The organism is Streptomyces sp. NPDC050988, from assembly GCF_044456225.1.
In the GTDB taxonomy this organism is placed as follows: domain Bacteria; phylum Actinomycetota; class Actinomycetes; order Streptomycetales; family Streptomycetaceae; genus Streptomyces.
The window spans coordinates 112,544-138,434 of record NZ_JBITFQ010000014.1 but is presented as its reverse complement, the minus strand read 5'-3'; the positions used below and the strand labels follow the sequence as shown (position 1 = coordinate 138,434).

Below are 25,891 nucleotides of genomic sequence, written 5' to 3'. Positions count from 1 at the left end.
CGGGGTCAGCGTGCCGCGCTCTTCGCGTAGACGCTCTCGGCCCAGCCCGCGAGTTGCTCGTCCGTCAGATGCGCGGCCAGGTCGGCCTCGCTGATCATCCCGACCAGGCGCTTGTTCTCGATCACAGGAAGGCGGCGGATCTGGTGCCCCTGCATTTCACCGAGTACGTCGCTCACATCGGCGCTCGAGTCGATCCAGCGCGGTGTGCCCTTGGCCATCTCCCCCGCGGTGATGCGTGCCGGGTCATGACCCATGGCCACGCAGCCGACCACGATGTCCCGGTCGGTGAGAATGCCGCAGAGCCGTTCGTTCTCGTCACTGATGGGCAGCGCGCCCACGTTGAGCTCACGCATCAGCTGGGCGGCACGGTCCAGCGTCTCGTGAGCGGGGATCCACTGGGCGCCGCGGTGCATGATGTCTCCGGCGGTGGTCATGTAGTACCTCCCGGTGCCGGACGGCCGGCGCGGCGCGGGGAGGCACCGCTAGTCCCGGCGCCCTACATTCTCGCCGGGTACGAGGAGATACGCACCCGGAAGTCCGCCGCTTCGGCCTGACATCCCGGCCCGCCCCACCACTCCCCGCCCACCCGTCCGGCCGGTCCCTCCCCATCCACCTGTCCGGCCGGTCCCTCCTCGCCCACCTGTCCGGCCGGTCCCTCCTCGCCCACCTGTCCGGCCGGTCCCTCCTCGCCCATCCGTCCGCCCGGGCTCTCCCCTTCCCATCGCCCGCCCGGGTTCCCCATGCATTCGCCCACCCGGACCGCCCGTCCTCACCCATCCATCCGCGCGGCATCATGGGCCGGGTGCGACTCGAAGCGATCACCTGGGAACGGCTCGGCGACCTCCTCGCCAAGCGGCTGCTCGATCTGAAGCCGGCCGACGGCAGCCCCTGGCCGCGTATCGCCTTCGACGGGGCTCCGGCCGCCCGGCCCGGTGACCTCGCCGAACTCGTCGCCGAGGCCCTGCGTCTGCGCGGCCGGTCCGCACTGGTCGTCGGCACGGGGGACTTCCTGCGGCCCGCCTCGCTCCGGTTCGAGTACGGCCACCAGGACGTCGAGGCGTACTACGAGGGCTGGTTCGACACGGGTGCCCTGTGGCGGGAGGTCTTCGGCCCGCTGGAGGCCGGCGGCGACGGCCGTGTACTGCCCGACCTCTGGGACCCGGCCACCGACCGGGCAACCCGGAGCGCGTACGTCCAACTGCCGCCCGGGGCCGTGCTGTTGCTGCACGGACCACTACTGCTGCATCACTGGTTCCCGTTCGACCTCACTGTCCACGTACGCCTCTCACCGGCCGCGCTTCGACGGCGTACTCCCGAAAGCGAGCACTGGACGCTTCCCGCGTACGAGCGCTACGAGAGCGAGACGGCGCCGGGCGACGCGGCCGACGTGCTGGTGCGCGCGGACGACCCGCGCCACCCGGCGTGGAACGGCTGACCCCAGGCCGGGCTTCCGTCTCGCGATTCCCACTCGAAAGGACTTTTATATGCACGCGCATATAGTTACTCTGGCAGCATGACGATCTCCTTCGACGACTCGGTCCGTGCGCTCCTCGACGGCAAGAACTTCGCCAGCGTCGCCACTCTCGGTCCCGGGGGTGCTCCCCAGAACTCGGTGGTCTGGTTCAAGCGGGAGGGGGACACCGTCCTCTTCTCCTCGACCGACGGTCGGCAGAAGGTCCGTAACCTCCGGCGTGACCCCCGGATCAGCGTCTCCGTCTACGACCTCGCCAACCCCTACACCTCGGTGGAGATCCGCGGCACCGCCGAGATCCTCCCCGACGAGGACAAGCGCCTCCCGCACGAGCTCTCGCACAAGTACCTCGGGATCGACCCGCCCGCGGAGAAGGACGACGAGGTGCGCGTGATCGTCCGTGTCGTGCCCGAACGGATCGTCGGCTTCTCGGCGTGAACCGGACGGACCATCTCGCCGGCGGGAATGACCCACCCATGACGACCACGGCAACTCCCCCGCCCCGCGCCGGGCTTCTCGTCGTCCAGCCGGTCAAGCGGCGGCACTGTGCCGAGTGCCGGGGCGGGCCCCTCTCGTTCCTGGTGCTGGAGGAGGGGGCACCTCAGTGTCTCGACTGCGCCGACCTCGGGCATCTGGTGTTTCTGCCGCGCGGGGACACGGCGTTGACGCGGAGGTCGCGGGAGGGGAGCGCGCTGTCGGCGGTGGTCGTACGGTTCAACCGGCGACGGGGCCGGTACGAACGGCAGGGTGTGCTCGTCGAGGAGGCGGCGCTCGCGCGGGCCGAGGAGCGCTGTCTCGCGGACGCGGAGGCGCGGCGGCGGCGCCGGGCCCGGGACGCGCGGCGGCGGGCCGCGGAGGATCTGCGGTTCACGGCCGCGTTCGCGAAGGAGATCCGGCGGCTGTTTCCCGGTTGTCCGGACGATCGGGCCTACGCGATCGCCGGGCACGCCTCGGTGCGGGGCAGCGGGCGGGTGGGCCGTAGTGCCGCCGGGCGGGCCCTGTCCGAGGGTGCGGTGACGTCGGCGGTGCGCGCCGCGGTCCGGCACACGGACACCCCGTACGACCAGCTGTTGATGAGCGGCGTTCCGCGGCATGAGGCCCAGCGTCGGATCGCGCCCACGGTCGAGACGACGCTCGCGACGTGGCGCGCGGGGGCGGGCGGCGCGGAGCGGGGGTGAGCGAGCAGTGCCTGGAGCCGCTGCCTCTTCCGAGCACCGAGCACCGGACACCAGGCACCCCTGCACACTGGCACCCCGCACCCCGCACCCCGCACCCCGCACCCCGCACCCCGCACCGAGTGTCTGCGAACCCGCCCCCGGCCACTCACCCGAACAGCCCTCAACCACACCCTGGCTCTCCGGCCGCCCCCACTTCCGGGGCCACCCCGGCCCGGCCCCGGCCTGGGCCCCGGACCTCGCCCGAGACGACCGGACATGCCCCCGAGTCCCTCGGCCATGGTCACCCTTCCCGTACGGCATTTCACTTGTGGTGACAGGGAGTGCCGGGCAGGATCTTTGGGTTCGGGGTCGTCCGGACCGGCGGTTCTGGGAGCGGTGCGCGAGTTGTTGCCCAAGGGTTTTACTTACGCGGGAGTTGCCATGATCGAGGGACCGTTCTTCGTCATCACTGTGGTGGGGGTGCTCGGCACCGGACTGGTGGCCGGTGTTTTCTGCGGGTTCTCGACGTTCGTGATGAAGGGGCTCGCCGCGCTGCCGCCGGCGCAGGGAGTCGCCGCCATGCAGGCGATCAACGTGACCGCGCTGATGCCGGCGTTCATGTTCGTGTTCATCGGTTCGGCGGTGATGTGCGCCGTGCTCGCGGTGGTCACCTTCGTGCTGTGGCCCGACGAGGGCACGGTGGAGATGCTGCTGGGCAGCGCGCTGTATCTGTTCGGCTGTTTCGGGGTCACGATCGCGGCGAACGTCCCGCGCAACAACAAGCTGGCCACGATGGAGGCCGGTACGCCGGAGGCCGTCGCGTACTGGCCCACGTATGTGAGTGAGTGGTCGATGTGGAACCACGTCCGCACGGTCGCGTCGGCCGCCGCGTCGATCTCGTACGTACTGGCGCTGACCTGAGGCGCACCGGGTCGCGCTCGTCGGCCCACGTGGCCGCGCCCCCGGTGGATGTGCCCACGGTGGACATGCCCCTTGTGGACGTGCCCGCGGTGGATGTACCCGCGCACGTCCGAGGCGGGCGCGGCCACGGCGTCGTATCGTGGCGGGAAGAGTCTGCCGATAGGCCCTCGGCACGCCGCCCGGACGATGGCGTCGGAGACGGAGACCGCAGGGGCACCGTTCACGTACGTGAGGGAGACGGCCGTGGCCGATCCCAAGGGTTTCCTCAATGCCTCCCGCGAGGAGTGGCCTCGGCGCCCCGTCGGGGAGCGGGTCCATGACTGGGACGAGGTGTACGTCCCGGGGGCGCTGCTGCCGATCATCCGCACGCAGGCGGACCGGTGCATGGACTGCGGTGTCCCGTTCTGCCACGAGGCCTGTCCGCTGGGCAATCTGATCCCCGAATGGAACGACCTGGTCTCGCGCGACGACTGGCGGGCGGCGAGCGACCGGCTGCACGCGACGAACAACTTTCCCGAGTTCACCGGCCGGTTGTGCCCCGCGCCGTGCGAGGCGGGCTGCGTCCTGGCGATCAACCAGCCGGCGGTCACCATCAAGAACGTCGAGGTCGCCATCGCCGACCGGGCCTGGGAGGACGGGTTCGCGCCGCCGCGGCCGCCGGACCGGCTGTCCGACAGGACCGTCGCGGTGATCGGCTCGGGGCCCACCGGGCTCGCCGCCGCGCAGCAGCTGACCCGGGCCGGGCACACCGTCGCCGTGTACGAGCGGGACGACCGGATCGGCGGGCTGATGCGGTACGGGATCCCCGAGTTCAAGATGGAGAAGCGGCACTTGGAGCGGCGGGTCGCCCAGATGCGGGCGGAGGGAACGAAGTTCCGTACGTCGACCGCCGTCGGCCGGGACGTCGGGGCGGCCGAGCTGCGGGCCAGGTACGACGCGGTCGTCCTCGCCGTGGGTGCCACGGCCTGGCGTGAACTTCCGGTCCCGGGGCGGGAGTTGAGCGGGATCCATCAGGCGATGGAGTATCTGCCGCTGGCCAACCGGGTGTGCGAGGGGGATCTGGAGACGTCACCGCTGTCGGCGGCGGGCAAGCATGTCGTGATCGTCGGCGGTGGTGACACGGGTGCCGACTGTCTGGGTACGGCGGTGCGCGAGGGCGCGAAGTCCGTGACGCAGCTGGACATCTACACGCAGCCGGGCGCGGAGCGCGACGAGGACGCCGACCCGTGGCCGGTGTACCCGAAGATCTACCGGCTGTCGGCAGCACACGAGGAGGCCCGGGATCTGGAGACGGCGCCCGCGGCGGACGCCGACGCGCGGCTCTTCGCGGCGTCGACGCTCCGTTTCACCGGTGACGCGGCCGGGCGGGTGCGTTCGCTGCATCTGATCGAGGTCGACGCGGAGCGCCGCCCACGCCCCGGGACCGGGCGGGTGCTCCCCGCCGACCTCGTGCTGCTCGCGCTCGGTTTCTCCGGCCCCGACCGCTCCGACGGCCTCGTCGACCAGCTCGGACTCGCCCTGGATCCCCGTGGCACGATCACCCGCGACGCGGACTTCGCGACGAACGTGCCCGGCGTGTACGCCGCCGGGGATGCCGCGCGCGGCCAGTCCCTGATCGTGTGGGCGATCGCCGAGGGACGGGCGGTCGCGGCGGCGGTGGACCGCCGGCTGACGGGCACCTCTCGGCTGCCGGCGCCGATCGGGCCGTACGACCGCCCCATGACCGCGTAGCCCCTCGCCGACGCCGACGCCTCCAGCTCGCCTCCAGCGTTTCAGCGTTCGTCCGTCCCCGCCCTCTTCGCCGTCGCCAGGGCGACCCGGTTCCAGGTGTTGATCGCGAGGATCAGTGCCAGGACCTGGGCCAGTTCCTGGTCGTCGTCGAACCGGGCCGCGGCCTCGGCGTAGACGTCGTCCGGGACACCTCCGTCGGCGACCAGGGTCACCGCCTCCGTCAGGGCGAGGGCCGCGCGCTCCTTCTCGGTGAAGAAGTGCGGGGCCTCGCGCCACACGGCGACCATGTGCAGCCGGTCCTCCGACTCGCCGGCCTTGCGCGCGTCGTTGGTGTGCATGTGGAGGCAGTACGCGCAGTGGTTGAGGTGCGAGGCGCGGATCTGGATCAGTTCGACGAGGGCGGGGTCGAGCCCCTCACGGGCCGCGATGTCGAAGCCCACGAGGGCGCGGAACGCCTTCGGAGCGGTCTTCGCGAAGTTGATCCGGGCGTTCGTCGTCGTGTGTGCCGCGTTCTTGGTCTGCTCTGCGCTCATCGTGGTCGTCGCGTTCACCGTGTGTGTCGTGTTCGTCGTCATGACCATGAATCTACGAGCCGGATAGACCCCCTGTAGGGTGCATTTCCATGGCAGATTCATGGGTCAATTCAGCGGAGCACATCGGCGCCGACCTGCATCTGGAACTGTCCGGTCCGGGTGGCCGCCGCGCCGCTCTGATCCGCGCCCTGCGCGAGGCGGTCCGCAGTGGGCGCCTCGCCCCGGGCACCCGTCTCCCTCCGTACCGGTCGCTCGCCGCCGACCTGGGGGTCGCCCGCAACACGGTCGCCGACGCGTACGCCGAGCTCGTGGCCGAGGGCTGGCTGACCGCGCGGCAGGGTTCGGGCACGCTGGTCGCCGAGCGGGCCGAGCCGCTGGGCGCGAACGCGCGCGTACCCAAAAAGGCACCCCCACGCGCGCGTGGACCGCGCCACGACCTGCGGCAGGGCACGCCGGACGCGTCGTCGTTCCCGCGCGCGGCGTGGCTGGCCTCGTACCGGCGGGCTCTGCGGCAGGCCCCCAACGAGGCGTTCGGGCCCGGTGATCCGGCCGGCCGGATCGAACTGCGGGCGGCACTCACGGAGTACCTGGCACGCGCGCGTGGCGTCCGTACGGAGCCGGGGCGGATCGTGATCTGCTCCGGCTTCGCGCACGCCCTGCGGCTGCTGTTCCCCACGGTGCTGCGGGGCCCGCTGGCCGTCGAGTCGTACGGCCTCGCCTTCCACCGCGAGTTGCTGACGGCGGCGGGCGTGCGGACCGTACCGCTGCCGATCGACGAGGACGGCGCCCGGGTCGAGGGCCTGGGCAGGGAGCGGGCCGTACTGCTCACGCCCGCGCACCAGTTCCCGACGGGTGGACCGCTGCATCCCGCGCGGCGGGCCGCCGTGATCGACTGGGCACGCGCGCGTGGAGGGGTGGTTCTGGAGGACGACTACGACGGGGAGTTCCGCTACGACCGCAAGCCCGTGGGGGCCGTCCAGGGCCTGGACCCGGAGCGGGTCGTCCACATCGGCTCGGTCAGCAAGAGCCTGTCGCCCGCGTTGCGGCTGGGCTGGATGGTCCTTCCGGAGCGTTACGTCGACGGGGTCCTGGAGGTCAAGGGCGAGCGGGAGGCGTGGGCGAGCGTCCTGGACCAGTTGACGCTCGCGGACTTCGTCGTCTCGGGGTCGTACGACCGTCATGTGCGGCGGATGCGCCAGCGGTACCGGAGGCGGCGGGACCGGCTGGTCGACGCGCTCGCCGTGCACGCGCCGCACGTCGAGGTCACCGGGATCGCGGCCGGGCTCCACGCGGTGCTGCGGCTGCCGCCCGGAAGCGAGCAGTCCGCGGTGAAGGCCGCCGTGTGGCAGGGCCTCGCGCTGGACGGCCTCGCGGAGTTCCGGCACCCGGAAGCGGCGATGTCCGCGCCGGACGGTCTGGTCGTGGGGTACGCGACGCCTTCGGAGCACGCGTACGGGGCCGCGCTGGAGGCGTTGTGCGCGGCGCTGCCGCCACCGTGAGTGCCGGGTGAGGAGTGAAGTACCGGTGAGGAGCGACGTACCGGTGACGGGTGAGCGCGGAGTGGGGAGCAGGCCGTCGACCGGAATCCGACTTCCGGATGACATGAAACACAACACCGAGTGGGATCCTCGGCTGTAGGAGGCGCGTTGTTGCCGCGGCCGTACCCCGGTCGGGCAGGAACTCGTCCCCATCCTTCGTTCCGTCGTCAGGCGCAGGGCCACCCCCGCGCGTCCCCCCTGTTGGCGGTCGGTCCTGGAGGGTGTTCGATGACGACGGTTGACGAACGTCATGGAGACGGTGCGCGCGACGGGGACGACCAGGGCGGTGTCCCCCGCATACGCGATCCGCTGGCCTCCCGGTTTCCCCGGACCGCCCCTGAAGCTCCCCGACTCGCCCCCGACGTTCCTCGACTCACCGCGGAAGCGGTCCCCCTGAGCGATCCACGGGCGGCACGCATCCCGTTCGCCGGTTCCAAGGCGGCACATCTCGCGCGCGCCGCGCTGGCCGGGCTGCCGGTGCTGCCGGGGTTCGTCGTGCCGTACGACAACTGGGCAGGCGAGTGGGCCGGCGAAGGCGACCTGGAAGCGCTGCGCCGAGCCTGGCAGGAGCTCTCCGCCGACGGCACGCGCCCCCTCGTCGTACGGTCCTCCTCACCGCAGGAGGACACCCAGGAGTCGTCCCTGGCGGGCCGGTTCGCGTCCGTGCTGGACGTACAGGGCTGGCACGAGTTCCGTGCGGCCGTGCGGACCGTGCTCGACTCGGCGCACCGGCCCGACGGCACGGTGGCTCCGATGGCGGTCCTGGTGCAGCCGATGCTCGTGGCCCGCGTCGGCGGGGTCATGTTCGGCGCCGACCCCGTGGAGGGCCGGACGGACCGAATGCTGGTGAGTGCGGTGCGCGGCGGGCCCGACTCCCTGGTCAGCGGCGAACAGCCGGGCACGAACTACTGGTTGAGCCGCTGGGGACGGCTGCTGCGCACCGAGCCCGACGACCCCGAACGGCTGCTCGGAGCCGACGGGCTTCGCCGCCTGGCCCGGCTGGCACGGCAGGCGCGCGGGGTCTTCGGCGGGCCGCAGGACATCGAGTTCGGGTTCGACGCGTCCGGGCAGTTGTGGCTGTTCCAGAGCCGGCCGATCACGGCGATGGCGGCGCGCCCCTCGCGCGGGGCGCGGCTGCTCGGCCCCGGACCGGTCGCGGAGACGCTGCCCGATCAACTGGAACCGCTGGAAGAGGACTTGTGGGTGGCGCCGATGGCACGGGGGCTGGCCGCCGCGCTCGACATCGGGGGCACCGCGCCCCGGCGGCAACTGCGCTCGCTGCCGGTCGTCACGGCGGTCGGCGGACGGGCCGCGGCGGATCTGCGGCTGCTGGGCGCCGCGCCGCCCCGGAACCGGTGGCTCGCGCTGCTGAACCCGGCGCCGGGTGCCCGCCGGCTGGCCGCCGCGTGGCGGGTGGGCCGGCTGACGGCGGCGCTGCCCGGTCTCGCGGTGGACCTCGTCGCGGACGTCGACCGCCGGCTCGCCGAGACACCGTCCGCGGACCGGCTCACCCGCCCGGACCTCGTCTCCACCCTCCGCTGGACCCGTACCGTCCTGGTCTCCTTGCACGCCCAGGAGGCTCTCGCCGGCGCCCTCCTTCCCGAGCCCCGCACCACTGCCGCGGGCACGGCCCTCGCCGCCCTCGCCGAGTCCCGCGCCCTCGGCGTACCGGACGACCGGACGGTGGCGGCGCAGCCGGTGGTGCTGGCGCTGGTGGCGCCCGGTCTGGGCAGGGAGTTGAGGCTTCCGGCGGATCCCGGACACACGGAGGGCGCACCGACGACACGTCAGGGCGCCGCCCCCACGGCAGCGCTCACGGACACACTCGCCGCCCTGGACACGCTCCCCCCGCCCCTCCCCTCGCTCCCTCCCCGCGAGGCACTCCGCCTCCGTATCCGCTGGGTGCAGGAACTCCAGGTGCGGCTCGTCCGGGAGGCGGCGCGGCGGCTGGTCGTACGGGACGGTACGGGCGAGGCGTCGAAGGTCGGGCTGCTGCGGTGGCGTGAGTTCGTCGAGGCGCTCGAACACGGCCGCCTGCCCGGCGACTTCGAGGAACGTCTGCCGCGAGCTGTGTCGGCGCCCCTGCCCGACGCGTTCCGGCTCGCGGAGGGCGGCACGGTCGTCGCCGAACGGCCCACGGGCAAAGGCAGGGGCAGGGGCGGGAGTGAGGGCGCGGGCCAGGGCGTGTCCGGCGGACGGGCCGCCGGAACGGCCTGGGACGGCACCGGGACCAGGCCCGCCGACCCCGTACTCGTCGTCCGCACGCTCGACCCCGCGCTCGCCCCGCTCCTCCCCGGCCTGGCGGGGCTCGTCGCGCAGACGGGCAGTCCGCTGTCCCATCTCGCCGTGCTGGCCAGGGAGTTCGGCCTGCCCACGGTCGTCGGCGCCACGGACGCCGTACGCCGCTTTCCGCCCGGGTCCCGCCTGACGGTCGACGGCACCACCGGCGACGTACACGTGCGGGAGCAGGAGGAACAACAGGTCCGCGCCGACGTGCCGGAGCAGGAACAACAGGAACGACAAGCCATCGGCCAGGAGCCCCAGGGAGACCCCCGATGAGGCGCGTCGCCTATTTCTTCGGGGGCGCGGCGGCCGCGGGAGCGGGGACGTATGTCGTCATCTATCTGTACCGGTGGCAGTGGCAACGGGCCATCCTGTGCGGGGTGTTGCTGCTGGTCGTCGAGGTGATGCTGCTCGGGATCGTGCTGCTCGGCCGGCTCGCGCGGATCGAGGAGCGGATGCGTGACGCGGACCGTCGGCAGGAGGACGTGCTGGCGCGGCTGCGGGAGAAGGACGCCCGGCCGGCGGGCGACCGGTTCCGCTGGCTGGACGAGCCGACGAGTCGTACGTACGTCTTCGTGCCGGTCCTGATGGTCACCGGCGTGCTGCTCTCCGGGCTCGCCTGGATCGTGCAACGGATCGCGTCGGCCACAGCCCGGCCCACGGCGGAACGGCGGCTCGCGGGGCGGCTCGCCGTCCTGGCGGCACCGGATCCGGCCCGGGACACCGTTCCGAACGGCATGGACGACCTGGATGGCATGGACGGCATGGACGACCTGCCGCCCATCGGCACGCGAGGACGGCGTGGCCGTGCCGCGCGCGTGCTCGTCGTGAGCGTGGTCGGGGCCGCGCTGGCCGGCGCGCTCGTCATGGGGCTCGCCGACCTCACCCAGACCCGCGAGGAGGACGCGAAGAACTCCGAGGCGACCTCCCTGCTGCTGAAGGTCGACATGCGCGGTACGAACATGACCGCCGAGCGGGAGTCCCTGGCCGCACACCAACTCTGGGAACGCTGCCGGGACTCGACGTCCGTACCACTGAACCGCGCGACCCTCGGCACGCTGGGCGACGGTCTCTTCGCGGGCGTGGTCCGGCCCGCGCTGACCGACCACGACCGGATGCGGCTGCGCGGCTGCCTGGAGGACGCCGGCCTGGACCGTACGCACCTCACGGTGGTCGGCATCGGCGACGCGGACGCGGACGACGACTGAGCACGCATCCGCAGGCAACGCCCCGCCCCGGCGCAGTGACTCGAACCGGGAACTCCGGTCTCTTCCGCCCCTCCCCCCACACGGGCAACTTCCGCCATACACGGACAACTCGCGCCCCGGCGGCCCGGGTTACGATGCCCAGGCGCCCCTCCCCCCGAGCCCGCGCCCCTCGTCCCCGAGCCTCCGGGTCGCCCATGGCTGTCGTCGCCCCGTCCCCTCCCCGCACCACTCTGCCCACCGGCCGCCCCCGCAGATCCCTGCGCGGAACCGTGCTGCGTGTCCTCGCCGGGCTCGGTCTCGGCTATCTCGCCCTCTGGGCGACCGGTGCGCTGGGCATCCTCGCGCTGTCGTACTGGACCCGGGAACAGACCCCTCCGCCGGAGGGAACGCACGCGGTCCAGGGCATCCACCACTTCCAGCCCGTGGACGCCGAAGGGGCGCTGTGGCGGGGCGCCGCCCCCTCCCCCGCGGGCTACCGCGAGCTGGCCAGGCTCGGCTTCACCACGGTCGTCGACCTGCGGGCCGAGGACCTGAGTGCCTCCCAGCTGGCCGGGCCGGACAGGGCGGGTCTCGATGCCGTACGGCTGCCGATCCGGGACGGACAGACCCCGACGCCGCACCAGGTACGACGCTTCCTGAGCGTCGTGGGCGCGGCCCCGGGGCCGGTGTTCGTGCACTGTGGGGCGGGTGTGGGCCGTACGGGGACGATGGCCGCGGCCTATCTCGTGCAGGCCGGACAGGAGTCCCCGTCGGCGGCGGTCCGGCGCAACCTCGCGGTCGGACCGCCTTCGATCGAGCAGATCTATTACGCGCTGAGCCTCGGCCAGGACCGTGCCGAACAGCCGCCTTTCCCGATCGTGGCGGTGAGCCGGCTGGTGGACGCGCCTCGGCGCATGTGGTCCTGGTGGTGAATCGACTGGGTCATTGGATCAATCGACTGGATCAACTGAATGCCAAGGTAGGAAGCACGTGAAACAAGTAGGTGCGGATGCGGATCAAGGATCGGCCGGTCGGCGGCCTCAGGAGAGCAGGAAGTCGGCCTCCCCCGCCTTGGCTCCCTGGATGAACGCGGTCATCTCGCCGGGGGTGTAGATGAGGGCGGGCCCGTCCGGATCCGCCGACTGACGGACCGCGATCCGGCCGTCGGAGAGCTTCATCGCCTCCAGGCAGTTGCCGCCGTTGCCACCGCTCCACGGCTTGTGCCAGCCCTCGCTGCCCAGTTCCCTGGCGGGCATGCCGTTGTAGATCCGCGCGTTGCGTATCCGGGTCTTGATGCGATCCATTCACAGCTCCTTGCGGAGATCCAGCAGGATCTCCTTCGTGCGATGTGCCGTGGCGGCCTGCGCCGCCATGCGGTCCATGACCTCGAGATGGGTTGCCACCTCGGTACGTCCGTCCAGGTAGACGGCGCCGGTCAGGTACTCGCTGTAGACCATGTCCGGCAGTTCGGGCATGGCAAAGCGGAACAGCACGAAGGGCCCGTACGTGCCCGCGTGCGGCCCCGAGGAGAAGGGGGCGATCTGCAGTGTCACGTTGGGCAGCTTCGTGGCCTCGAGCAGCCTGTCGATCTGGGCGCGCATGACCTCGGGGCCGCCGACGGGGCGGCGCACGGCGGTCTCGTCCATCACGGCCCAGAACCGGGGCGCGCCCTCGCGCGTCAGCAGCTCCTGGCGTTGCATGCGCAGCGCCACATGGCGCTCGATGTCCTCGGGTCTGGTCTGGCCGATGGCGCCGGATTCCATGACGCCACGCGCGTACTCCTCGGTCTGCAGCACTCCGGGAACGAAGTGGGGTTCGTACGAGCGGATGAGGGCGGCCGCACCCTCCAGGCTGACGTACATCGAGAACCAGCCCGGCAGGATGTCGTGGAAGCGCTGCCACCAGCCCGGCAGGTTCGCCTCCTCCGCCAGGGCGACGAACGCCTCGGCCTCTTCGTCGGAGACGCCGTACGACTTCAGCAGGAGCTGGAGGTACGGGATTTTGAGCGCTACCTCGGCCGTCTCCATGCGGCGGACGGTGGCGGAGGTGACGCGCAGGATCCGCGCGGCCTCCTCACGCTTGAGCCCCGCGCGCTCCCGCAGGTCAAGCAGGCGTCGTCCGAGGACGACCTGCCCGACCGTCGGTGCGGACCGCGGCTCACTCACGTCCACCTCCACTTTGTCCGGACAGCCCGGGCGGCGCCCGTTCGGGCCCCGAACCGGGTACCCAACTGACGCCGCGCCACGTGCTGTTGCGAGCAGTGTGCCATGGCCATACGACCCGGAACACTGCACTCTGCAATTTTCAGAGTGACACTTGCCAAGTGTTCACGACGGGGAGATAGTGGCAAGCGTGATTCCGTCCGCGCCGTTAGGAACAGACGCAGCCGAGGACCGGTTCCGTCTCGATGCCACCGCCGGGGTACGCCCCGAGGCGGCAGCCGAGCGCCGGTTCCGCTTCGAGCTGGCCGCACATCCGGGCTCCGCAGCACAGGCCCGGCATCTGACGCGTGCCCGGCTCTCCGGCTGGTCGGTCTGTGAGGACACCTGCGACACGGCGGAGCTCGTCGTCTCCGAACTGGTCACCAACGCCATCGTGCACACGGCGAGCCGCCATGTGGTGTGCGAGCTGCACGACGGCGACGACCTGGTGCGGATAGCCGTCCGTGACGAGGGGTGTGCGCCGGGTGAGCCCCACCCGTCGCCACAGCGTCCCGAAGAGGAGCACGGGAGGGGACTGCTTCTCGTCGCGGCGATGTGCACAGCCTGGGGCGCCCAGGAAACCGGTCCCGGACTTCTGGTCTGGGCCGAACTGCCGCGCTCGGCGAACAACGGCGCCGAACCGCGGTCGGACCTGGGCTGGAGTGCGAGGAGCCGGCCGGCCCCAGCCGGCTCCTCGCCGACCGGGGAAGACGCGCACGCGGAACACGCGCACACGGAACGTGCACACACGGAACACGTGCATGCGGAGCCGAGCGGCTCGCAGCCGCCCCCGGCCGGGCACGACTGGTAGTGACCTGAATCGTTCCAGCCGCTTCCCGGCTGGTGCGGCGACAGCCGTTTCCGGATGGTTCGGAAAAATCGGAGAACGGACGGGGGCTGAATGGGTGTGAGGGCAACGTCGGCCGGTGCGTCACGGGTGCTGAACCTGGACACGCTGGTCCGCCTGGAGCGCGGCCTGCGGACGGCGTCCGGGACCGGACCGTCGCGGCGGCTGACCGTGCCGGAGGGCATGCGGGCGCCGCTGGGCTGTGACGCGGTGGCCATGCCCGCGAGACTCGGCCCGCTGCTGATGCCCCGCCTGCCCCGCGTCGGCTGCGTGTACGCCGACAGCACGCACTGGTGGTGGCTCGTGCCCTCCGACTCCGACGTCGCCCTGGAGTGGCCGGCGCCCGCGCGCTACGCCACGGGTGCGCTCGTACCCGCCTCGCCCGGCCTCCCCGGGCTCATCCACAAACCCGGCGGCACGCTTCCGTACACGCCGCCGATCCCGCTCTATCTGGCGCTGTGCCGGTTGACGGGGACTCCGCCGGCCTGGACGAGGCCCGTCAGCGCGTGAGCGCTCCGCTGGGGTGCGCTGTATTCGTCTGCGGGTAGTCGTGGGCTGGTCGCGCCCCGCGGCGGAGCCGCTCATGTCACAGCCCCGCGCCCCTTCGGGGCGCCCCCCACACAGCGCGCGGCCGTAAGCGCCCGGGCGTGCTCCGGTTACGCCGTGGCGGACCGGGCGCGCGCCCTGCCCGATGGCGTCCCGCGCCGCGATAGTGGCCGTTCGTCCACGATCGGGGAGGTCACCGGTGGGACCTGCGGAATCTGCGGGAGCTGCGAAGAAGACCGGGCGGAAAATCGGGCGGAGAACCACGAAGAAGACCGGGCCGAAGGGATCCGTGAAGGCGGAATCCGCGAAGCCGGAATCCGTGAAGCCGGAATCTGCGAGGCCTGGATCTACGAAGAGGCCTGGATCTACGAAGCCTGGATCTGTGAACGGGAAACCCGGTGCGGCCGCGCCCGAACCGTCGGAGTCGGAGCGGCTGCTCTTCGGCGGTCCGTTGCGCTACGACATGGGCTGGTCGCAGCACTCCGACGCGTTTCTGGAGCTGAACTTCCGGGCCATGGTGACGCGGCTGCCCACGCTGCTGGCGTCCAGTTTCCGGCTCGCCTGGCAGGCGGACCGGCGGGCGGCACGGATCGTGGTCGGCGCGGAGGTGGGCCGCGGCCTGGCCCAGGCGGTGAGCCTGCTGGCCGTCAACAGCGTCCTCGGGCGCCTGATGGCCACCGGCCCGGTGGAGGACCGGCTGCACGACGCGGTGCCCGCGCTCGTCGTCGTCGCCCTCGTGATGCTGGTCGCCGCACTGCTGCGAGCCGCCTCGACATACGCCACGGGCCGCCTCGAACCGAAGGTCGAGCGCGTCGCGACGGAGCTGTATCTGGAGCGGGCGGCGGCCGTCGAGCTGTCCGCGATCGAGGACGAGGCCTTCCACAAGCTGCTGGACACAGCGCAGTACGGCGCCTCGTCCGCCCGGCGGATGATCAGAATCGCCACGCGCGTGGTGAACGCGGGGATCTCACTGCTCGCGGCGGCCGGCGTGCTGACAGTGCTGCACGTGGCGCTGCTGCCGCTGCTGGTGACGATGACGCTGCCGAGCGCGTGGAGCGCGCTGACCATGGCGCGGCACCGCTACTCGTCGTTCCACGCCTGGGTGCAGCATGCCCGGGCCGGCCAGCTGATCAGCGGTCTGCTCACCGAGCCCGCCGCGGCGCCCGAGATCCGCGTCCACGGGGTCGGTCCCTTCCTGCTGCGGCACTTCCGCGCGATGTCGGAGTCCGCCGAGGCGGAACAGGCCCGGCTGGCCAGACTGGGGGCACGGACCGGGCTGATCGCGGCCGCCTGGACGGGCCTCGCGACCGTGGCGACGTACGCGACGCTCGGCGGGCTGCTGCTGGCCGGTGCGATGGCGCTGTCCGTGGCGGGCACGGCGGTGATCGCGATCCGTACGGGCTCCGGGAATCTCGACACGCTCGTCCTGGAGGTCAACAGCCTCCATGAGGAAGCCCTGTTCGTCGGGGATCTTCAACGCTTGTACGTGGAGGCCGCCGAGCGCGCGATCCCGGTCGGCGGCGAGCCGCTGCCCGAGGAGCCGCGCGAGATCCGCTTCGAGAACGTCACGTTCACCTATCCGGGCAGTGCGGCCCGCCCCGCGCTGGCTGACCTGACGCTCACCGTGCCGCTCGGCAAGATCGTGGCGCTCGTCGGCGAGAACGGCTCCGGGAAGACCACCCTCGTCAAGCTGTTGTCTGGCCTGTACGCGCCGCAGCGGGGCCGGATCCTGTGGGACGGCGTGGACGCGGCGACCGCCGACCGGCACCAGCTCGCCGAGCGCATCGCGATGGTGGCGCAGGACTTCAAGAGGTGGCCGTTCACGGCCCGGGTGAACGTCGCGATCGGCCGGACGTCGGCGCCGCTCACCGACGAGCGGCTGCGCACGTCCGTCACCGAGGCGGGCGCCGAGAACGTGGTGGACGATCTGCCGCGCGGTCTGGACACGCTGCTGGCCCGCATGTTCAGCGGCGGCCACGAGTTGTCGGGCGGCCAGTGGCAGCGGCTCGGTATCGCGCGGGCGGCGTACCGGAGGGGCGCGATCCTGGTCGTCGACGAGCCGACGGCGGCTCTCGACGCCCGTGCCGAGCTGGAGGTCTTCGAGAAGATCCGGGCCCTCGCGGGTACCGGTCAGACGGTCATCCTCATCACACACCGCCTCGCGTCGGTGCGCCACGCCGACCTGGTGCACGTCCTGGACCAGGGCCGGCTCGTGGAGTCCGGCACTCCGGAGGAGCTGCTGTCCTCGGGCGGGGTCTACGCCGAGTTGTACTCGCTCCAGGCGGAGCAGTTCACCGCGAAGGTGCCGGCGCCCAAGGCCGGCTGAAGGCTGAACGCTGAAGGTCGGTGTGCCTCACGCCGGGTCGCACCTCACGCCGGGTGAGGCCCGCGGCGGCCCGCCCGGCTCACTCGGCCCGATCGGCTCACTCGGCGAGTTCCCGCACGACCACCAGGAAGGCGTCCGTCGACAGGTCCATCACGACCTCGACGTGCTGCCCCTCCAGGCGGCGCGCCTGCGCGAACTCCTCGGCCGGCCACGAACCACGCGGCCCACCGGCGGGAAAGCGCTCCAGCACCGTTCGCCCGTTCACCACGTTGCACCTCCATGTAGCGCTGCTCTCCTGAGAACTCTTGAGAGCCTTTGAAGAGTTAAACGCCAAACATGGGGTGGACGTCTCGCGAAGTGACGTTACTGAGACGTAGCTGACACGCGCTCATCACACCGTGTGAAACACCTCTCAGGCCGTACCGACCCTCTGTACGGCCCTTCGCGTGGCCTTTCGCAGGCCCGTCGCGTGACCCTTCGCGTGGCCTTTCGTGTCCCGGCCGGACTCAGTCCTCGTACTCGTCGTGGTAACGGATGCGCTCGCTCCCGGCGGGCGCGCCCAGCGCCGACGCGCGCCCCTCCGGCTGCTCCCACTCCTCCTGCCGGCCGAGGGCGGTGAGGTCCAGGAGACTCGTGGTGGAGCCCAGTCCGTCGAGTCCGCGCTCGTACGTCGAGTACGTGTGGAAGATCCGCTCACGGTCGCGGAGGAAACAGCTCAGCCCGGGCCGTTCATAGGGTTCGTGGCTCTGGCCACCGGCGCTGCTGTCGTGGCCCTCGAACGACACCTGGAAGTCGTGGTTGAAGTCGTTGCCGTACGACGAGTACCAGGGCACGGTCCATCCCATCCGCGCCTTGAAGGGCAGGATCTTCGTGTACGGCGCCCTGGAGACCACCGCGAACTCGGTGCCCCGCGCGTGCAGATGCGCCAGGTGCCCGATCTGGTCGACGAAGCCCGAGCAGCTGCGGCAGCCCGCCTCCCACTCCGGCGCGAACATGAAGTGGTAGACGACGAGTTGAGGCCGCCCTTCGAAGAGGTCGAAGAGCGTCGCCTTGCCGTCCCCGCCCTCGAAGACGTACTCCTTGTCGATCTCGACCATCGGCAGTCGTCGCCGCTCGGCGTTCAGCGCGTCACGCGCGCGGGTCGCTGCCTTCTCCCTGACCAGCAGTTCCTCGCGTGCGCCGCGCCACTCGTCGCGCGACACGATCCGCGGAAGCGTCATTTGCCCCTCCTCCGGTGCGGTGCTTTCCCTGGGGTGGACCGGAGGGAGGAGCGGAACTCATCGGTGGAGCGCGGAGTTTCTTTTCTTCAGTCAGTCAGTACGTCACCGGAAGCGCGAGCAGGCCGCGGGCGCGGAGGGACGGCCGCCACCGGAGGTCGTCCGGGTCGCCGTCGAGTCCCAGGTCGGGGAGGCGTTCCAGGAGGGCGGCCAGGGCGATCTCCGTCTCCAGCCGGGCCAGTGGGGCGCCCAGGCAGTAGTGGATGCCGTGGCCGAGCGCGAGATGTCCGCCGGCGTCGCGCCCGAGGTCGAACCGGTCGGCGTCCGGGAAGCGGCGGGGGTCGCGGTTGGCGGCGGCCAAGGACAGCAGGACCGTCTCGCCCGCCGGGACGGTGACGTCACCGATCGCCACGTCCTCCCGCGGGAAGCGGCGGATGGCCAGCAGGGCCGGTCCGTCGTAGCGGACGAACTCCTCGACGGCGGCCGGGAGCCGGGTGGGGTCCGCGCGGAGAGCGGCCAGTTGGTCGGGGTGCTGGAGCAGCGCGAGGACCGCGGTGCCGATGAGCTGGACCGTGTTCTCGTAGCCCGCGAAGAGGATGAGGAAGGCGAGCGACATCAACTCGTCCTCGGTGAGCCGGTCGTTCCCCGCACGGTCGCTTCCCGCCCGGTCGCTTCCCGAACCACCGCTTCCCGCCCGGTCGTTCCCCGTACTGCCGCTCTCGTCCCTGACCGCGATGAGGTCGGAGAGCAGGTCGTCGGCGGGCTCTTTCCGCTTGTCGGCGATGAGTTGGGTGAAGAAGCCGAGCATTGCCACGATGGCCTCTTTGGCGGCCTGCGGCCTGGCCGGGTCGGGCGCGACGAGCACATCGGTCCAGGCCCGGAAGTCGCGGCGGTGCCCGTCCGGTACGCCGAGCAGGTCGCAGATGACGGTGATGGGGAGCGGGGCGGCGTACGCGGCGATCAGGTCCGTGCCACCGTGCGCGCCCAGTGCGTCCAGAAGCCGGTCGGCGGTCTGCCTGATGGGGGCGCGCAGTTGCTCGACCCGGCGCGTGGTGAAGGCCCGGCCGACCAGGCGGCGGACGCGGGTGTGGTCGGGCGGATCCATGTTGAGGAGGTTCGCGTCCAGGGCGGGCGGCAGAGCAAAGCCCTTGTAACCGCCGGGCAGCGCATGCCTCTTGTCCAGCGAGAGGCGCGGGTTCGCCAGGGCCTCGCGTACATCGTCGTAACGCGTGACCAGCCAGGCGGGGCTGCCGTCGGGACCGGTGATGCGATGCACAGGGGCGGTGTCGCGCAGCCGCTCGTAGACGGCGTACGGGTGGGTGAGAAGGCCATCGGTGGGAAGGCCATCGGTGTGGAGGTCCTGGTCAGTGGACATGGGCTAACCCTAGGCGCCCCGTAAGGGGCGCGGGGAACTGCGCGCCAAGCCCCCACCGGCCCGCAGCAAAACGACCCGCGCATCCCTCCACCCGCACACCCCCACACCCAGCGGAGCGCTCACGTGTCGTAGTCCTGGATCCGCTTCCCATGGCTCCGGTCGATCAACGCGGGCATCCGTTCGTTCATCTCCCGCACGATCGCGGGCACATCGAGCGTGAGCAGCTCTCGGTCGCGCATGATCACCCGCCCGTCGACGATCGTCGTGCGTACGTCGCCGGAGCGGGCGCTGTGTACGAGGGTGGCCGCGAGGTCGTGCACGGGCTGGGTGTGCGGGCCGCTCACGTCGACGAGGATGATGTCGGCCCGGCGGCCCGGCGCGAGACTGCCGATCTCCTCGCCGAGGCCGACCGCCCGGGCACTCTGCAACGTCGCGTGATGCAGGGCCTGTCGGGAGGTCAGCCATCGCGGGTCGCTCTCGGTGAACTTCTGCACCAGCGCCGTGAGGGCCATGGACTCCCACACGTCCAGGGAGCTGTTGGACGCGGCCCCGTCCGTGGCGAGGCCCACGGGGATGCCGAGCTCGCGGAGTGCGCGTACCGGAGTCGTCGTGGGCCAGGCGAACTTGAGGTAGCCCCGGGGCGCACTGGCCACGGCGATCCGGCCGGTCGCGCGGCCGAGTACGGGCAGGTCGCGCTCCATGATGCCGGTGCCGTGCGCGATGAGCAGGTCGGTGTCGAGGAGTCCTGCGTCGGCCAGCACCTCGATGGGTGTGCGGCCGTGGCGGGCGATGCTGGTGTCGGCCTGGTCGCGGTTCTCGGAAGCGTGGATGTGCACCAACAGGCCGTGCTCGCGGGCGAGTTGCGCGGTGGCGGCGAGGTCGGCGTCCTCGACGGTGTACGGGGCGTGCGGAGCGAGTGACGTGGTGATGCGGCCGTCGGCGGTGTCGCGGTAGCGGAGGGCGAAGTCCAGCGACCGCTCGCGCCCCTCGGCGCCCTGGGAGGAGAAGAAGGCCTGTCCGAGGTTGGCGCGCATCCCGCTCTCGGCGGTCACGGCGGCGACCGTGTCCATCGAGAAGTAGTGGTCCGCGAAGCAGGTGACACCGCCCCGGATCATCTCGGCGCAGGCGAGCCGCGCGCCCAACTCCACGTCCTTCTCCTGGAGGTTGGACTCGATGGGCCAGACGAAGTCGTTGAACCACTCCTCGATGGGCAGGTCCTCCGCGATACCGCGCAGGGTGACCATCGGGGCGTGCGTATGGCAGTTGACGAGACCGGGCATGGCGATCTGGCCACCGGCGTCGATACGCACGGTGTGCTCCGCGGCCGGGACGTCGACGTCGATCGGCCCGGTGCTGACGCTCTCGATGCGACCACCCCGTACGACGATGGTGGCGTCCTCGACGAAGCCGATCTGCTCGTGATCGTCGTGCACGAGGGCGGTGCAGCGGGTGATGATGAGATCAGCCGGGAGACCGGTCGGGACATCGGCCGTGGTCTTCGTACCGGGCGGCCGGGCCCGATCGCCGGCAGAGCTGTTGGTCGTCGCGTCGGGCGTGGGCTCGGGCGAGGTCATCACGCCACGGTACGACGGGATCGTGCCGTCGGGTGACGTGAACCGCGCATCCCGTCGGGGCCCTGTCGCCCCGGCGGTTTCCCGCGCACGCTGGCCTCACCATTCGACGGGCGGCGCCCCTTGGACGGCGCGTCCGGGAAGGAGCCCGGCATGCTCCTCGGCACCTGGAACCTGGAGAACCTGTACCGGCCCGGCGGCGCGTTCGGACCGCGCACCGAGGCCGCGTACAAGGCGAAGCTCACCGCTCTGGCCTCGGTCGTCACGGAACTCGACCCCACGCTGCTCGGCGTGCAGGAGGTCGGCGATCCGGAGGCGCTGGCGGACCTGGCGGGGATGCTGGACCGCGACTGGCACATCGCGCTCTCGGAGCATCCGGACAGCCGCGGCATCAGGGTCGGCTTCCTCAGCCGCCCGGAACCGCGGACGATCATCGACACGAACGCCTTCCCCGCACCGCTGCGACCGGTTCAGGGTGACGACGACGGCGAACCGGTGTCCAGGACGGGCCGCGGCTTCCTGGCCACGGAAATCACCACCCAAGGGACGACGCTGACCGTGGCGGTCTGCCATCTCAAGTCGAAGCTGCTGACGTTCCCGGGCGGCCGGTTCCAGCCGCGCAACGAGGGCGAGCGGGCCCGCTACGGCGCGTACGCCCTGTACCGGCGGGCCGCCGAGGCCACGACGCTGCGTGCCGTCGCCGACGGCCTCCTCGACGGCAAGGGCAAGGAGCGGAGCGTGGCCGTGCTCGGCGATCTCAACGACGAGGTCGCGGCCGCCACGACCCAGATCCTCCAGGGCCCGCCGGGTTCGGAGATCGGCACGCCGGGCTTCGAACGGCCCGACAAGGGCGACGCGGCCCGGCTCTGGAACATCGCGCCCCTCATCCCGGAGGAACAGCGCTTCTCCCGCGTCCACTCCGGCCGCCCTGAACTCATCGACCACATACTGGTCAGCCGACTGCTGCTCGACCATGTGACCGGGGCGGGGACGGGGACGCCAGTCCGGGAGACCCCGCTGCCGTCGGTCGACGGGAATCCGGGGGCACGGCGGGACGCGGCGGGATCGGACCATGCGCCGGTGTGGGTACGGGTCGAGCCTTGACGGGAGCCCTCTGCGAAGCCCGCTCGTCGGTCGGGCTCTGAGGTGAGCCTGGCGGGCTGGTCGGTCGGGCGCTGAGGTGAGCCTTGGCGGGCTGATCGGGCTGATCGGGCTGGCGCTGGGGTGGGCCTTGGCGGGCTCGTCGGTCAGGCGCCGAGGGGAGCCCTGGCGGGTTCGCCGCTCAGGCGCTGATGAGGTTGGCCGGAGGGTCCGCGAGGCCGGCGCGCTCGCGCTGCTCCACGAGTTCGTCGAGGAGGGTGGCGAGACGCTCGGTGTGCCGCGGGGTGAGCCGGCCCGTGTCGTCGAGGTGCACGGCACAGGCGGTGGTGGTGTCGACGAGGCGTTCGAGGGTGGCGGCGACCTCGTCGGTGCCCTCCGTGTGCCGGGCCAGGGTGGGCAGTTCGGCGGCGGCACGGTCGATCGCGGCCCGGGCCTCGGCCAGCTTCCGGTAGGCCTCGCGGCGCAGCGCCCAGCGGGCGGCCCGGTCGTCGGCGCCGCTCAGTACGTGGGTGAGATACGCGTGGGCGGCATCGGTGGCCGCGTCCAACCGCGCCCTCACGTTCCCGCCGCGCTGTCCCGGAGCCGGCAGATGCCCGACGATCAGGACGATCGCGCAGGCCAGCAGCGTCTCGCCGATACGGCTCCAGGAGGCTTCCGGCTCCCCGCCGACCATGACGAGGGCGAGTACGAGGACGGTGACGACTGCGGTCTGCGCGGCGAAGTGCCTGGTGGCGACGGGTATCAGGGCCCCGCTGATCGCCACGAGCGCCACGAGTCCCTCCGGTCGGGGCAGCACGGCCGCGAACCCCGCGAAGACGAGGGCGCCCAGGACGGTGCCGGCCGCCCGGTTGAGCACGCGCGAGACGAGCGGCCCGAGGTCCGGCTTCACGAGGAAGACGGCGGTGGCCGGCAGCCAGTACCAGTGCACGTGGTGCAGGGCCTGCGCGACGGCCGCGCTGGCTCCGTAGCAGAGGGCGACGCGGAAGCCGTACTCCCGGCCGCCCGGGCCGGTGACCATGCGGAGCAGGGCCTTGGTGCGGAGGGGACGTAGACGCAGGCCCTTGTGCGCGGTCTGGCGGGCGCCGCGGTCGAGGGGGTTGGTGCCGGTGTCGCTGTGGAGGGCGGTGCTGTGCTTGTCATCGGCGTTGTCGCCGCGGGTCTTCTTGCCGTCGGTGTCCCTGCCGCCGGTCTGCTGGCTACCGGCATGCCTGTCGCCGGTCTGCTTGCCGCCGCGGTCGAAGGTCTCGGCGGCGTGCAGGAGTGCGTCGTCGAGGGCGCGCAGTCCGGGTACGGACCGGGCGGGCGCGGGCAACGGCCCACAGGGCTCGCCGGTCCGTACGGCGACGGCGAGCCGTCGCGGCCCCTCGGCCGTACGGGCGGGCAGGGCGTCCCCGGCCCAGGCCAGCGCGGTCGCGGCCTCGGCGAGCGGCAGCGCGGCGGCGTACTGCGCCCGCAGCCGCCGCTCGGCGGAGGAACTGGCGTACCGCCGCAGCCGGGGCCCCGCGAGGGCGTCCTGCGCATGGTCGAGCGCGGCGGTGAGGGCGGCCCGCCGGGCCCCGGCCTGCTCGCCGCCGGCAGCGGCAAGCAACTCGGCGATGGCGTCGTAGACGTCCGCGACGGCCACCCGCTCACCGTCGAAGCGGAAGTCGTGGGCGAGGGCACCGGGCGTGGGCAGCACAAGCCGCAGCGCGATCAGCCAGGCGGCGCCGGCCAGGAAGAACAGCGCCCGCTGCCATCCGGGTTCGGGGAGCGGCATCCCGGCCCCGATGGCCGCGGCGACGAGCAGTTGGGTACCGGCCCCGGAGGACACGGGCCCCACGGCGCTCACGGCACCGGCGAGCAGCCCGAGCGCGGTGAGTATCAGGGTCAGCGGAACGGCCCCGAGGCCCTCCCCCGCGTACGTACCGACCACGAGCCCCGCGGCCCCGGCGAGCCCCGGCACTCCGATGCGATGCACGGCGGTGCGCCGGCTCCCGGGCCGGTCGTTGATCCCGGCGAGCATGGCTCCCAGGGCGGCCACGACCCCGACGGTCTCCTGCCCGACGAGCACGGCCACGAGCAGCAGCGGCCCGGCGGCGAGCGCCCCGCGCACGACGGCATTCCACGGCACGGGCCCCCTTTGCGCACGCAGGGCATGCGTGAGCCAGGGCGGCAGGGCAACGGAGAAAGGTCGCGGCACGGGCACGGGGCTCCTGTCGGGACGAGGGCGGTTGCGGGTGGCATGCCTTCGGGCGACGTCGGCCTGGGCGGTGGTGCTTACGGTAGGTCGGGTTCCTGGAGGGTATGGGGTCTACACGTTTCGGGGATGTGACGATTGTCGTAGTGGCCGCGTTCTTTATGTACGCAATCGGGAGCGGGCCCCAGATGCCCGGGATGAGAAAGGGCAAGCCCCGATCACGCAAGACCTGATCCCGGTGCCCCTGCCGTCGACTACGGTTACGACTGCTGACATACAGCGGCTGACCAGGGCGAAAGGACGACCCACGTGAACGCGGCTCCGTTGAGCCCCGAGGACCCGACCGAGCTCGGCGGATTCGAGTTGCTCGGCCGCATCGGTCACGGAGGCATGGGCCAGGTCTACCTCGGTGAGTCACCTGGTGGAGAGCCCGCAGCGGTGAAGGTCATCAAGCCGTCGGTGGTCGACTCCGAGACGCGTCTTCGCTTCGCCCAGGAGATCGAGGTCCTCAAGACCATCTGGGGCCCGCGCATCGCGGCGTTTCTCGACGCGGACGCCGAGGCCGAACAGCCTTGGCTGGCCACCGAGTACATCGACGGGCCGGACCTGAGGAAGCACATCCACACCCATGGCTCCCTGCCCCTGGTGCTGACCGCATCCTTGGGTGCCACGCTCGCGGAGGCTCTCGCCGGGGTCCACAAGCAGGGCCTGCTTCACCGCGATCTCAAGCCCGCGAACATCCTCCTCGGCCCGAACGGCCCGAAGGTCATCGACTTCGGCCTCGCGGTGTTCACCGAGTCCAGCGCATCTCTCACCGCCCCGAACACCGTGCTCGGCACTCCTGCTTGCATGGCCCCTGAACAGGCCAACGGCGTCAAGCCGCTCACTTCGCCCGTCGACGTGTACGCGCTCGGCGCCGTCCTCTTGTACGCGGCGACCGGCCACTATCCGTTCCAGGCCGACAACATCCACGCCCTGTTCCACCTGATCACCAAGGCGGACGCACAGCCGGATCTGACCGGAGTCCCGGAAGAGCTCGTTCCGCTCCTCACGGCGATGCTCTCGTACGACCCGCAGGTGCGGCCCGCCCTGTCGGCGGTCGTCAAGGAATGCCGGGCCGTGATCGAAGCCCAAGGCCTCAAGATCGCCCAGGCCCGACGCCGCCTCACCGCACACACTGCAGCGACCACGGTGCAGGGCGCTCCACCCGAACCCGCCGCCCCTGCCGCCCCGGTGGACGCCGCCGCTTTCGCGAACCTCACCACAGCGGCCCTTCCTCAGTCGCCGGGGGCCACCGCGCCGACCGTTCCCCTTCCCCAGGACGCCGCCCCCGCCGTGTACACCCCCACGGTCAAGGCCGAGCCGAGCCCGGCCGTCCGTGACCAGCCGCCCGCCCGGCCCATCGCGCCCCCCGGCACTCCACCGGCGGCCCACCGCGGGCGGGAACGCACCGGCCCCGGGCCGCTGCGCACCTCGGCGCAAGCCAAGCGTGTCGCCCAACAACTGCGCGAGACCTACGCCCAGCGCGCGAAGTTCTGACCCTGAACCACCTGAACCACCTGAACCACCCCGAGGCTCCGCCGGGCACGGAGAGCCCGCACCACGCACGACACATCAGCACAGGAGGCAGCGCACGTGACCGTCGACCAGGCCGACGTCGCTCGGGACGCCCAGCAGGGCAGCGCGCCGGGAGAGGCTCCGGAAGCTCCG

At 71.9% G+C, this 25,891-nt stretch carries 23 protein-coding genes; 14 read left to right on the top strand and 9 right to left on the bottom strand.

Features of this window, described 5'->3' with window-relative positions:
* Window positions 1-5: 5 nt before the first annotated feature.
* Complete coding sequence (locus ACIBEI_RS28060) at window positions 6-434, bottom strand: CBS domain-containing protein (RefSeq protein ID WP_269654330.1); 429 nt, start codon at window positions 432-434, stop codon at window positions 6-8.
* A 359-nt stretch (window positions 435-793) separates the two neighbouring features.
* Here ACIBEI_RS28060 and ACIBEI_RS28055 point away from each other — a divergent pair, with 359 nt between their 5' ends.
* The 5 genes from ACIBEI_RS28055 to ACIBEI_RS28035 all read left to right on the top strand — a co-directional run bounded on the left by ACIBEI_RS28055 (window position 794) and on the right by ACIBEI_RS28035 (window position 5,280).
* Window positions 794-1,435, top strand: a complete 642-nt coding sequence (locus tag ACIBEI_RS28055) for a uridine kinase (RefSeq protein WP_398893014.1) — start codon at window positions 794-796, stop codon at window positions 1,433-1,435.
* Window positions 1,436-1,513: 78 nt separating this feature from the next.
* A complete protein-coding gene (locus ACIBEI_RS28050; protein ID WP_398893013.1) occupies window positions 1,514-1,909 on the top strand; it encodes a PPOX class F420-dependent oxidoreductase in 396 nt (131 codons plus the stop codon).
* A 38-nt stretch (window positions 1,910-1,947) separates the two neighbouring features.
* Window positions 1,948-2,649 (top strand): DUF2293 domain-containing protein, encoded by a 702-nt coding sequence (locus ACIBEI_RS28045; protein WP_398893012.1) that lies wholly within the window; start codon window positions 1,948-1,950, stop codon window positions 2,647-2,649.
* A 420-nt stretch (window positions 2,650-3,069) separates the two neighbouring features.
* Window positions 3,070-3,549 (top strand): DUF1772 domain-containing protein, encoded by a 480-nt coding sequence (locus ACIBEI_RS28040; RefSeq protein WP_398893011.1) that lies wholly within the window; start codon window positions 3,070-3,072, stop codon window positions 3,547-3,549.
* Window positions 3,550-3,792: 243 nt separating this feature from the next.
* The gene (locus ACIBEI_RS28035; RefSeq protein ID WP_398893010.1) at window positions 3,793-5,280 is read left to right on the top strand and encodes a glutamate synthase subunit beta; all 1,488 of its coding nucleotides are present in this window, start codon (window positions 3,793-3,795) and stop codon (window positions 5,278-5,280) included.
* A 41-nt stretch (window positions 5,281-5,321) separates the two neighbouring features.
* Here ACIBEI_RS28035 and ACIBEI_RS28030 read toward each other — a convergent pair whose 3' ends face one another.
* Window positions 5,322-5,861, bottom strand: a complete 540-nt coding sequence (locus ACIBEI_RS28030) for a carboxymuconolactone decarboxylase family protein (RefSeq protein ID WP_398893009.1) — start codon at window positions 5,859-5,861, stop codon at window positions 5,322-5,324.
* A 41-nt stretch (window positions 5,862-5,902) separates the two neighbouring features.
* On the opposite strand from ACIBEI_RS28030, the gene ACIBEI_RS28025 reads away from it, so the two are divergent.
* The 4 genes from ACIBEI_RS28025 to ACIBEI_RS28010 all read left to right on the top strand — a co-directional run bounded on the left by ACIBEI_RS28025 (window position 5,903) and on the right by ACIBEI_RS28010 (window position 11,753).
* On the top strand, window positions 5,903-7,312 hold the full coding sequence (locus tag ACIBEI_RS28025; protein ID WP_398893008.1) for a PLP-dependent aminotransferase family protein: 1,410 nt from the start codon (window positions 5,903-5,905) through the stop codon (window positions 7,310-7,312).
* Window positions 7,313-7,579: 267 nt separating this feature from the next.
* Window positions 7,580-9,910, top strand: coding sequence for a PEP/pyruvate-binding domain-containing protein (locus ACIBEI_RS28020; RefSeq protein ID WP_398893007.1), 2,331 nt, complete (start codon window positions 7,580-7,582; stop codon window positions 9,908-9,910).
* Complete coding sequence (locus tag ACIBEI_RS28015) at window positions 9,907-10,842, top strand: hypothetical protein (RefSeq protein ID WP_398893006.1); 936 nt, start codon at window positions 9,907-9,909, stop codon at window positions 10,840-10,842. The genes ACIBEI_RS28020 and ACIBEI_RS28015 overlap by 4 nt, the downstream gene beginning before the upstream one ends.
* Window positions 10,843-11,036: 194 nt before the next feature.
* Entirely contained in the window at window positions 11,037-11,753 is a 717-nt protein-coding gene (locus ACIBEI_RS28010) for a tyrosine-protein phosphatase (protein ID WP_398893005.1), read from the top strand.
* Window positions 11,754-11,861: 108 nt separating this feature from the next.
* Here ACIBEI_RS28010 and ACIBEI_RS28005 read toward each other — a convergent pair whose 3' ends face one another.
* Together ACIBEI_RS28005 and ACIBEI_RS28000 are read right to left on the bottom strand one after the other, a co-directional pair.
* On the bottom strand, window positions 11,862-12,125 hold the full coding sequence (locus tag ACIBEI_RS28005; RefSeq protein WP_055616070.1) for a DUF397 domain-containing protein: 264 nt from the start codon (window positions 12,123-12,125) through the stop codon (window positions 11,862-11,864).
* Entirely contained in the window at window positions 12,126-12,986 is an 861-nt protein-coding gene (locus ACIBEI_RS28000) for a helix-turn-helix domain-containing protein (protein ID WP_383936193.1), read from the bottom strand.
* Window positions 12,987-13,164: 178 nt separating this feature from the next.
* Between ACIBEI_RS28000 and ACIBEI_RS27995 the strand changes: the two genes are divergently transcribed.
* The 3 genes from ACIBEI_RS27995 to ACIBEI_RS27985 all read left to right on the top strand — a co-directional run bounded on the left by ACIBEI_RS27995 (window position 13,165) and on the right by ACIBEI_RS27985 (window position 16,741).
* Window positions 13,165-13,833, top strand: a complete 669-nt coding sequence (locus ACIBEI_RS27995; RefSeq protein ID WP_398893004.1) for an ATP-binding protein — start codon at window positions 13,165-13,167, stop codon at window positions 13,831-13,833.
* Between the two features lie 90 nt (window positions 13,834-13,923).
* On the top strand, window positions 13,924-14,379 hold the full coding sequence (locus ACIBEI_RS27990) for a hypothetical protein (protein ID WP_398893003.1): 456 nt from the start codon (window positions 13,924-13,926) through the stop codon (window positions 14,377-14,379).
* A gap of 499 nt (window positions 14,380-14,878) precedes the next feature.
* Window positions 14,879-16,741, top strand: a complete 1,863-nt coding sequence (locus ACIBEI_RS27985) for an ABC transporter ATP-binding protein (protein ID WP_398893068.1) — start codon at window positions 14,879-14,881, stop codon at window positions 16,739-16,741.
* 97 nt (window positions 16,742-16,838) lie between these two features.
* Here the strand turns inward: ACIBEI_RS27985 and ACIBEI_RS27980 are convergent, their stop codons facing one another.
* The 4 genes from ACIBEI_RS27980 to ACIBEI_RS27965 form a co-directional block, all read right to left on the bottom strand.
* A complete protein-coding gene (locus ACIBEI_RS27980; RefSeq protein WP_186001198.1) occupies window positions 16,839-17,009 on the bottom strand; it encodes a hypothetical protein in 171 nt (56 codons plus the stop codon).
* A gap of 238 nt (window positions 17,010-17,247) precedes the next feature.
* A complete protein-coding gene (locus ACIBEI_RS27975) occupies window positions 17,248-17,961 on the bottom strand; it encodes a DUF899 domain-containing protein (RefSeq protein WP_398893002.1) in 714 nt (237 codons plus the stop codon).
* 94 nt (window positions 17,962-18,055) lie between these two features.
* Window positions 18,056-19,333, bottom strand: a complete 1,278-nt coding sequence (locus ACIBEI_RS27970) for a cytochrome P450 (protein WP_398893001.1) — start codon at window positions 19,331-19,333, stop codon at window positions 18,056-18,058.
* Between the two features lie 119 nt (window positions 19,334-19,452).
* Window positions 19,453-20,907 (bottom strand): amidohydrolase, encoded by a 1,455-nt coding sequence (locus tag ACIBEI_RS27965; RefSeq protein ID WP_398893000.1) that lies wholly within the window; start codon window positions 20,905-20,907, stop codon window positions 19,453-19,455.
* Window positions 20,908-21,057: 150 nt separating this feature from the next.
* Here ACIBEI_RS27965 and ACIBEI_RS27960 point away from each other — a divergent pair, with 150 nt between their 5' ends.
* On the top strand, window positions 21,058-22,008 hold the full coding sequence (locus ACIBEI_RS27960) for an endonuclease/exonuclease/phosphatase family protein (protein WP_398892999.1): 951 nt from the start codon (window positions 21,058-21,060) through the stop codon (window positions 22,006-22,008).
* A 178-nt stretch (window positions 22,009-22,186) separates the two neighbouring features.
* On the opposite strand, the gene ACIBEI_RS27955 is transcribed toward ACIBEI_RS27960, so the two are convergent.
* The gene (locus ACIBEI_RS27955; protein WP_398892998.1) at window positions 22,187-24,184 is read right to left on the bottom strand and encodes an FUSC family protein; all 1,998 of its coding nucleotides are present in this window, start codon (window positions 24,182-24,184) and stop codon (window positions 22,187-22,189) included.
* Window positions 24,185-24,490: 306 nt separating this feature from the next.
* Here ACIBEI_RS27955 and ACIBEI_RS27950 point away from each other — a divergent pair, with 306 nt between their 5' ends.
* On the top strand, window positions 24,491-25,720 hold the full coding sequence (locus tag ACIBEI_RS27950) for a serine/threonine-protein kinase (protein ID WP_398892997.1): 1,230 nt from the start codon (window positions 24,491-24,493) through the stop codon (window positions 25,718-25,720).
* The last annotated feature ends 171 nt before the right edge of the window (window positions 25,721-25,891 follow it).

Excerpts from the sequence above, each read along its gene's own strand:
- ACIBEI_RS28060 (WP_269654330.1), bottom strand. The coding sequence starts at position 434 with ATGACCACCGCCGGAGACATCATGCACCGCGGCGCCCAGTGGATCCCC.
- ACIBEI_RS28055 (WP_398893014.1), top strand. The coding sequence starts at position 794 with ATGGGCCGGGTGCGACTCGAAGCGATCACCTGGGAACGGCTCGGCGAC.
- ACIBEI_RS28050 (WP_398893013.1), top strand. The coding sequence starts at position 1,514 with ATGACGATCTCCTTCGACGACTCGGTCCGTGCGCTCCTCGACGGCAAG.
- ACIBEI_RS28045 (WP_398893012.1), top strand. The coding sequence starts at position 1,948 with ATGACGACCACGGCAACTCCCCCGCCCCGCGCCGGGCTTCTCGTCGTC.
- ACIBEI_RS28040 (WP_398893011.1), top strand. The coding sequence starts at position 3,070 with ATGATCGAGGGACCGTTCTTCGTCATCACTGTGGTGGGGGTGCTCGGC.
- ACIBEI_RS28030 (WP_398893009.1), bottom strand. The coding sequence starts at position 5,861 with ATGGTCATGACGACGAACACGACACACACGGTGAACGCGACGACCACG.
- ACIBEI_RS28025 (WP_398893008.1), top strand. The coding sequence starts at position 5,903 with ATGGCAGATTCATGGGTCAATTCAGCGGAGCACATCGGCGCCGACCTG.
- ACIBEI_RS28020 (WP_398893007.1), top strand. The coding sequence starts at position 7,580 with ATGACGACGGTTGACGAACGTCATGGAGACGGTGCGCGCGACGGGGAC.
- ACIBEI_RS28015 (WP_398893006.1), top strand. The coding sequence starts at position 9,907 with ATGAGGCGCGTCGCCTATTTCTTCGGGGGCGCGGCGGCCGCGGGAGCG.
- ACIBEI_RS28010 (WP_398893005.1), top strand. The coding sequence starts at position 11,037 with ATGGCTGTCGTCGCCCCGTCCCCTCCCCGCACCACTCTGCCCACCGGC.
- ACIBEI_RS28005 (WP_055616070.1), bottom strand. The coding sequence starts at position 12,125 with ATGGATCGCATCAAGACCCGGATACGCAACGCGCGGATCTACAACGGC.
- ACIBEI_RS27990 (WP_398893003.1), top strand. The coding sequence starts at position 13,924 with ATGGGTGTGAGGGCAACGTCGGCCGGTGCGTCACGGGTGCTGAACCTG.
- ACIBEI_RS27985 (WP_398893068.1), top strand. The coding sequence starts at position 14,879 with ATGGGCTGGTCGCAGCACTCCGACGCGTTTCTGGAGCTGAACTTCCGG.
- ACIBEI_RS27975 (WP_398893002.1), bottom strand. The coding sequence starts at position 17,961 with ATGACGCTTCCGCGGATCGTGTCGCGCGACGAGTGGCGCGGCGCACGC.
- ACIBEI_RS27970 (WP_398893001.1), bottom strand. The coding sequence starts at position 19,333 with ATGTCCACTGACCAGGACCTCCACACCGATGGCCTTCCCACCGATGGC.
- ACIBEI_RS27965 (WP_398893000.1), bottom strand. The coding sequence starts at position 20,907 with ATGACCTCGCCCGAGCCCACGCCCGACGCGACGACCAACAGCTCTGCC.
- ACIBEI_RS27960 (WP_398892999.1), top strand. The coding sequence starts at position 21,058 with ATGCTCCTCGGCACCTGGAACCTGGAGAACCTGTACCGGCCCGGCGGC.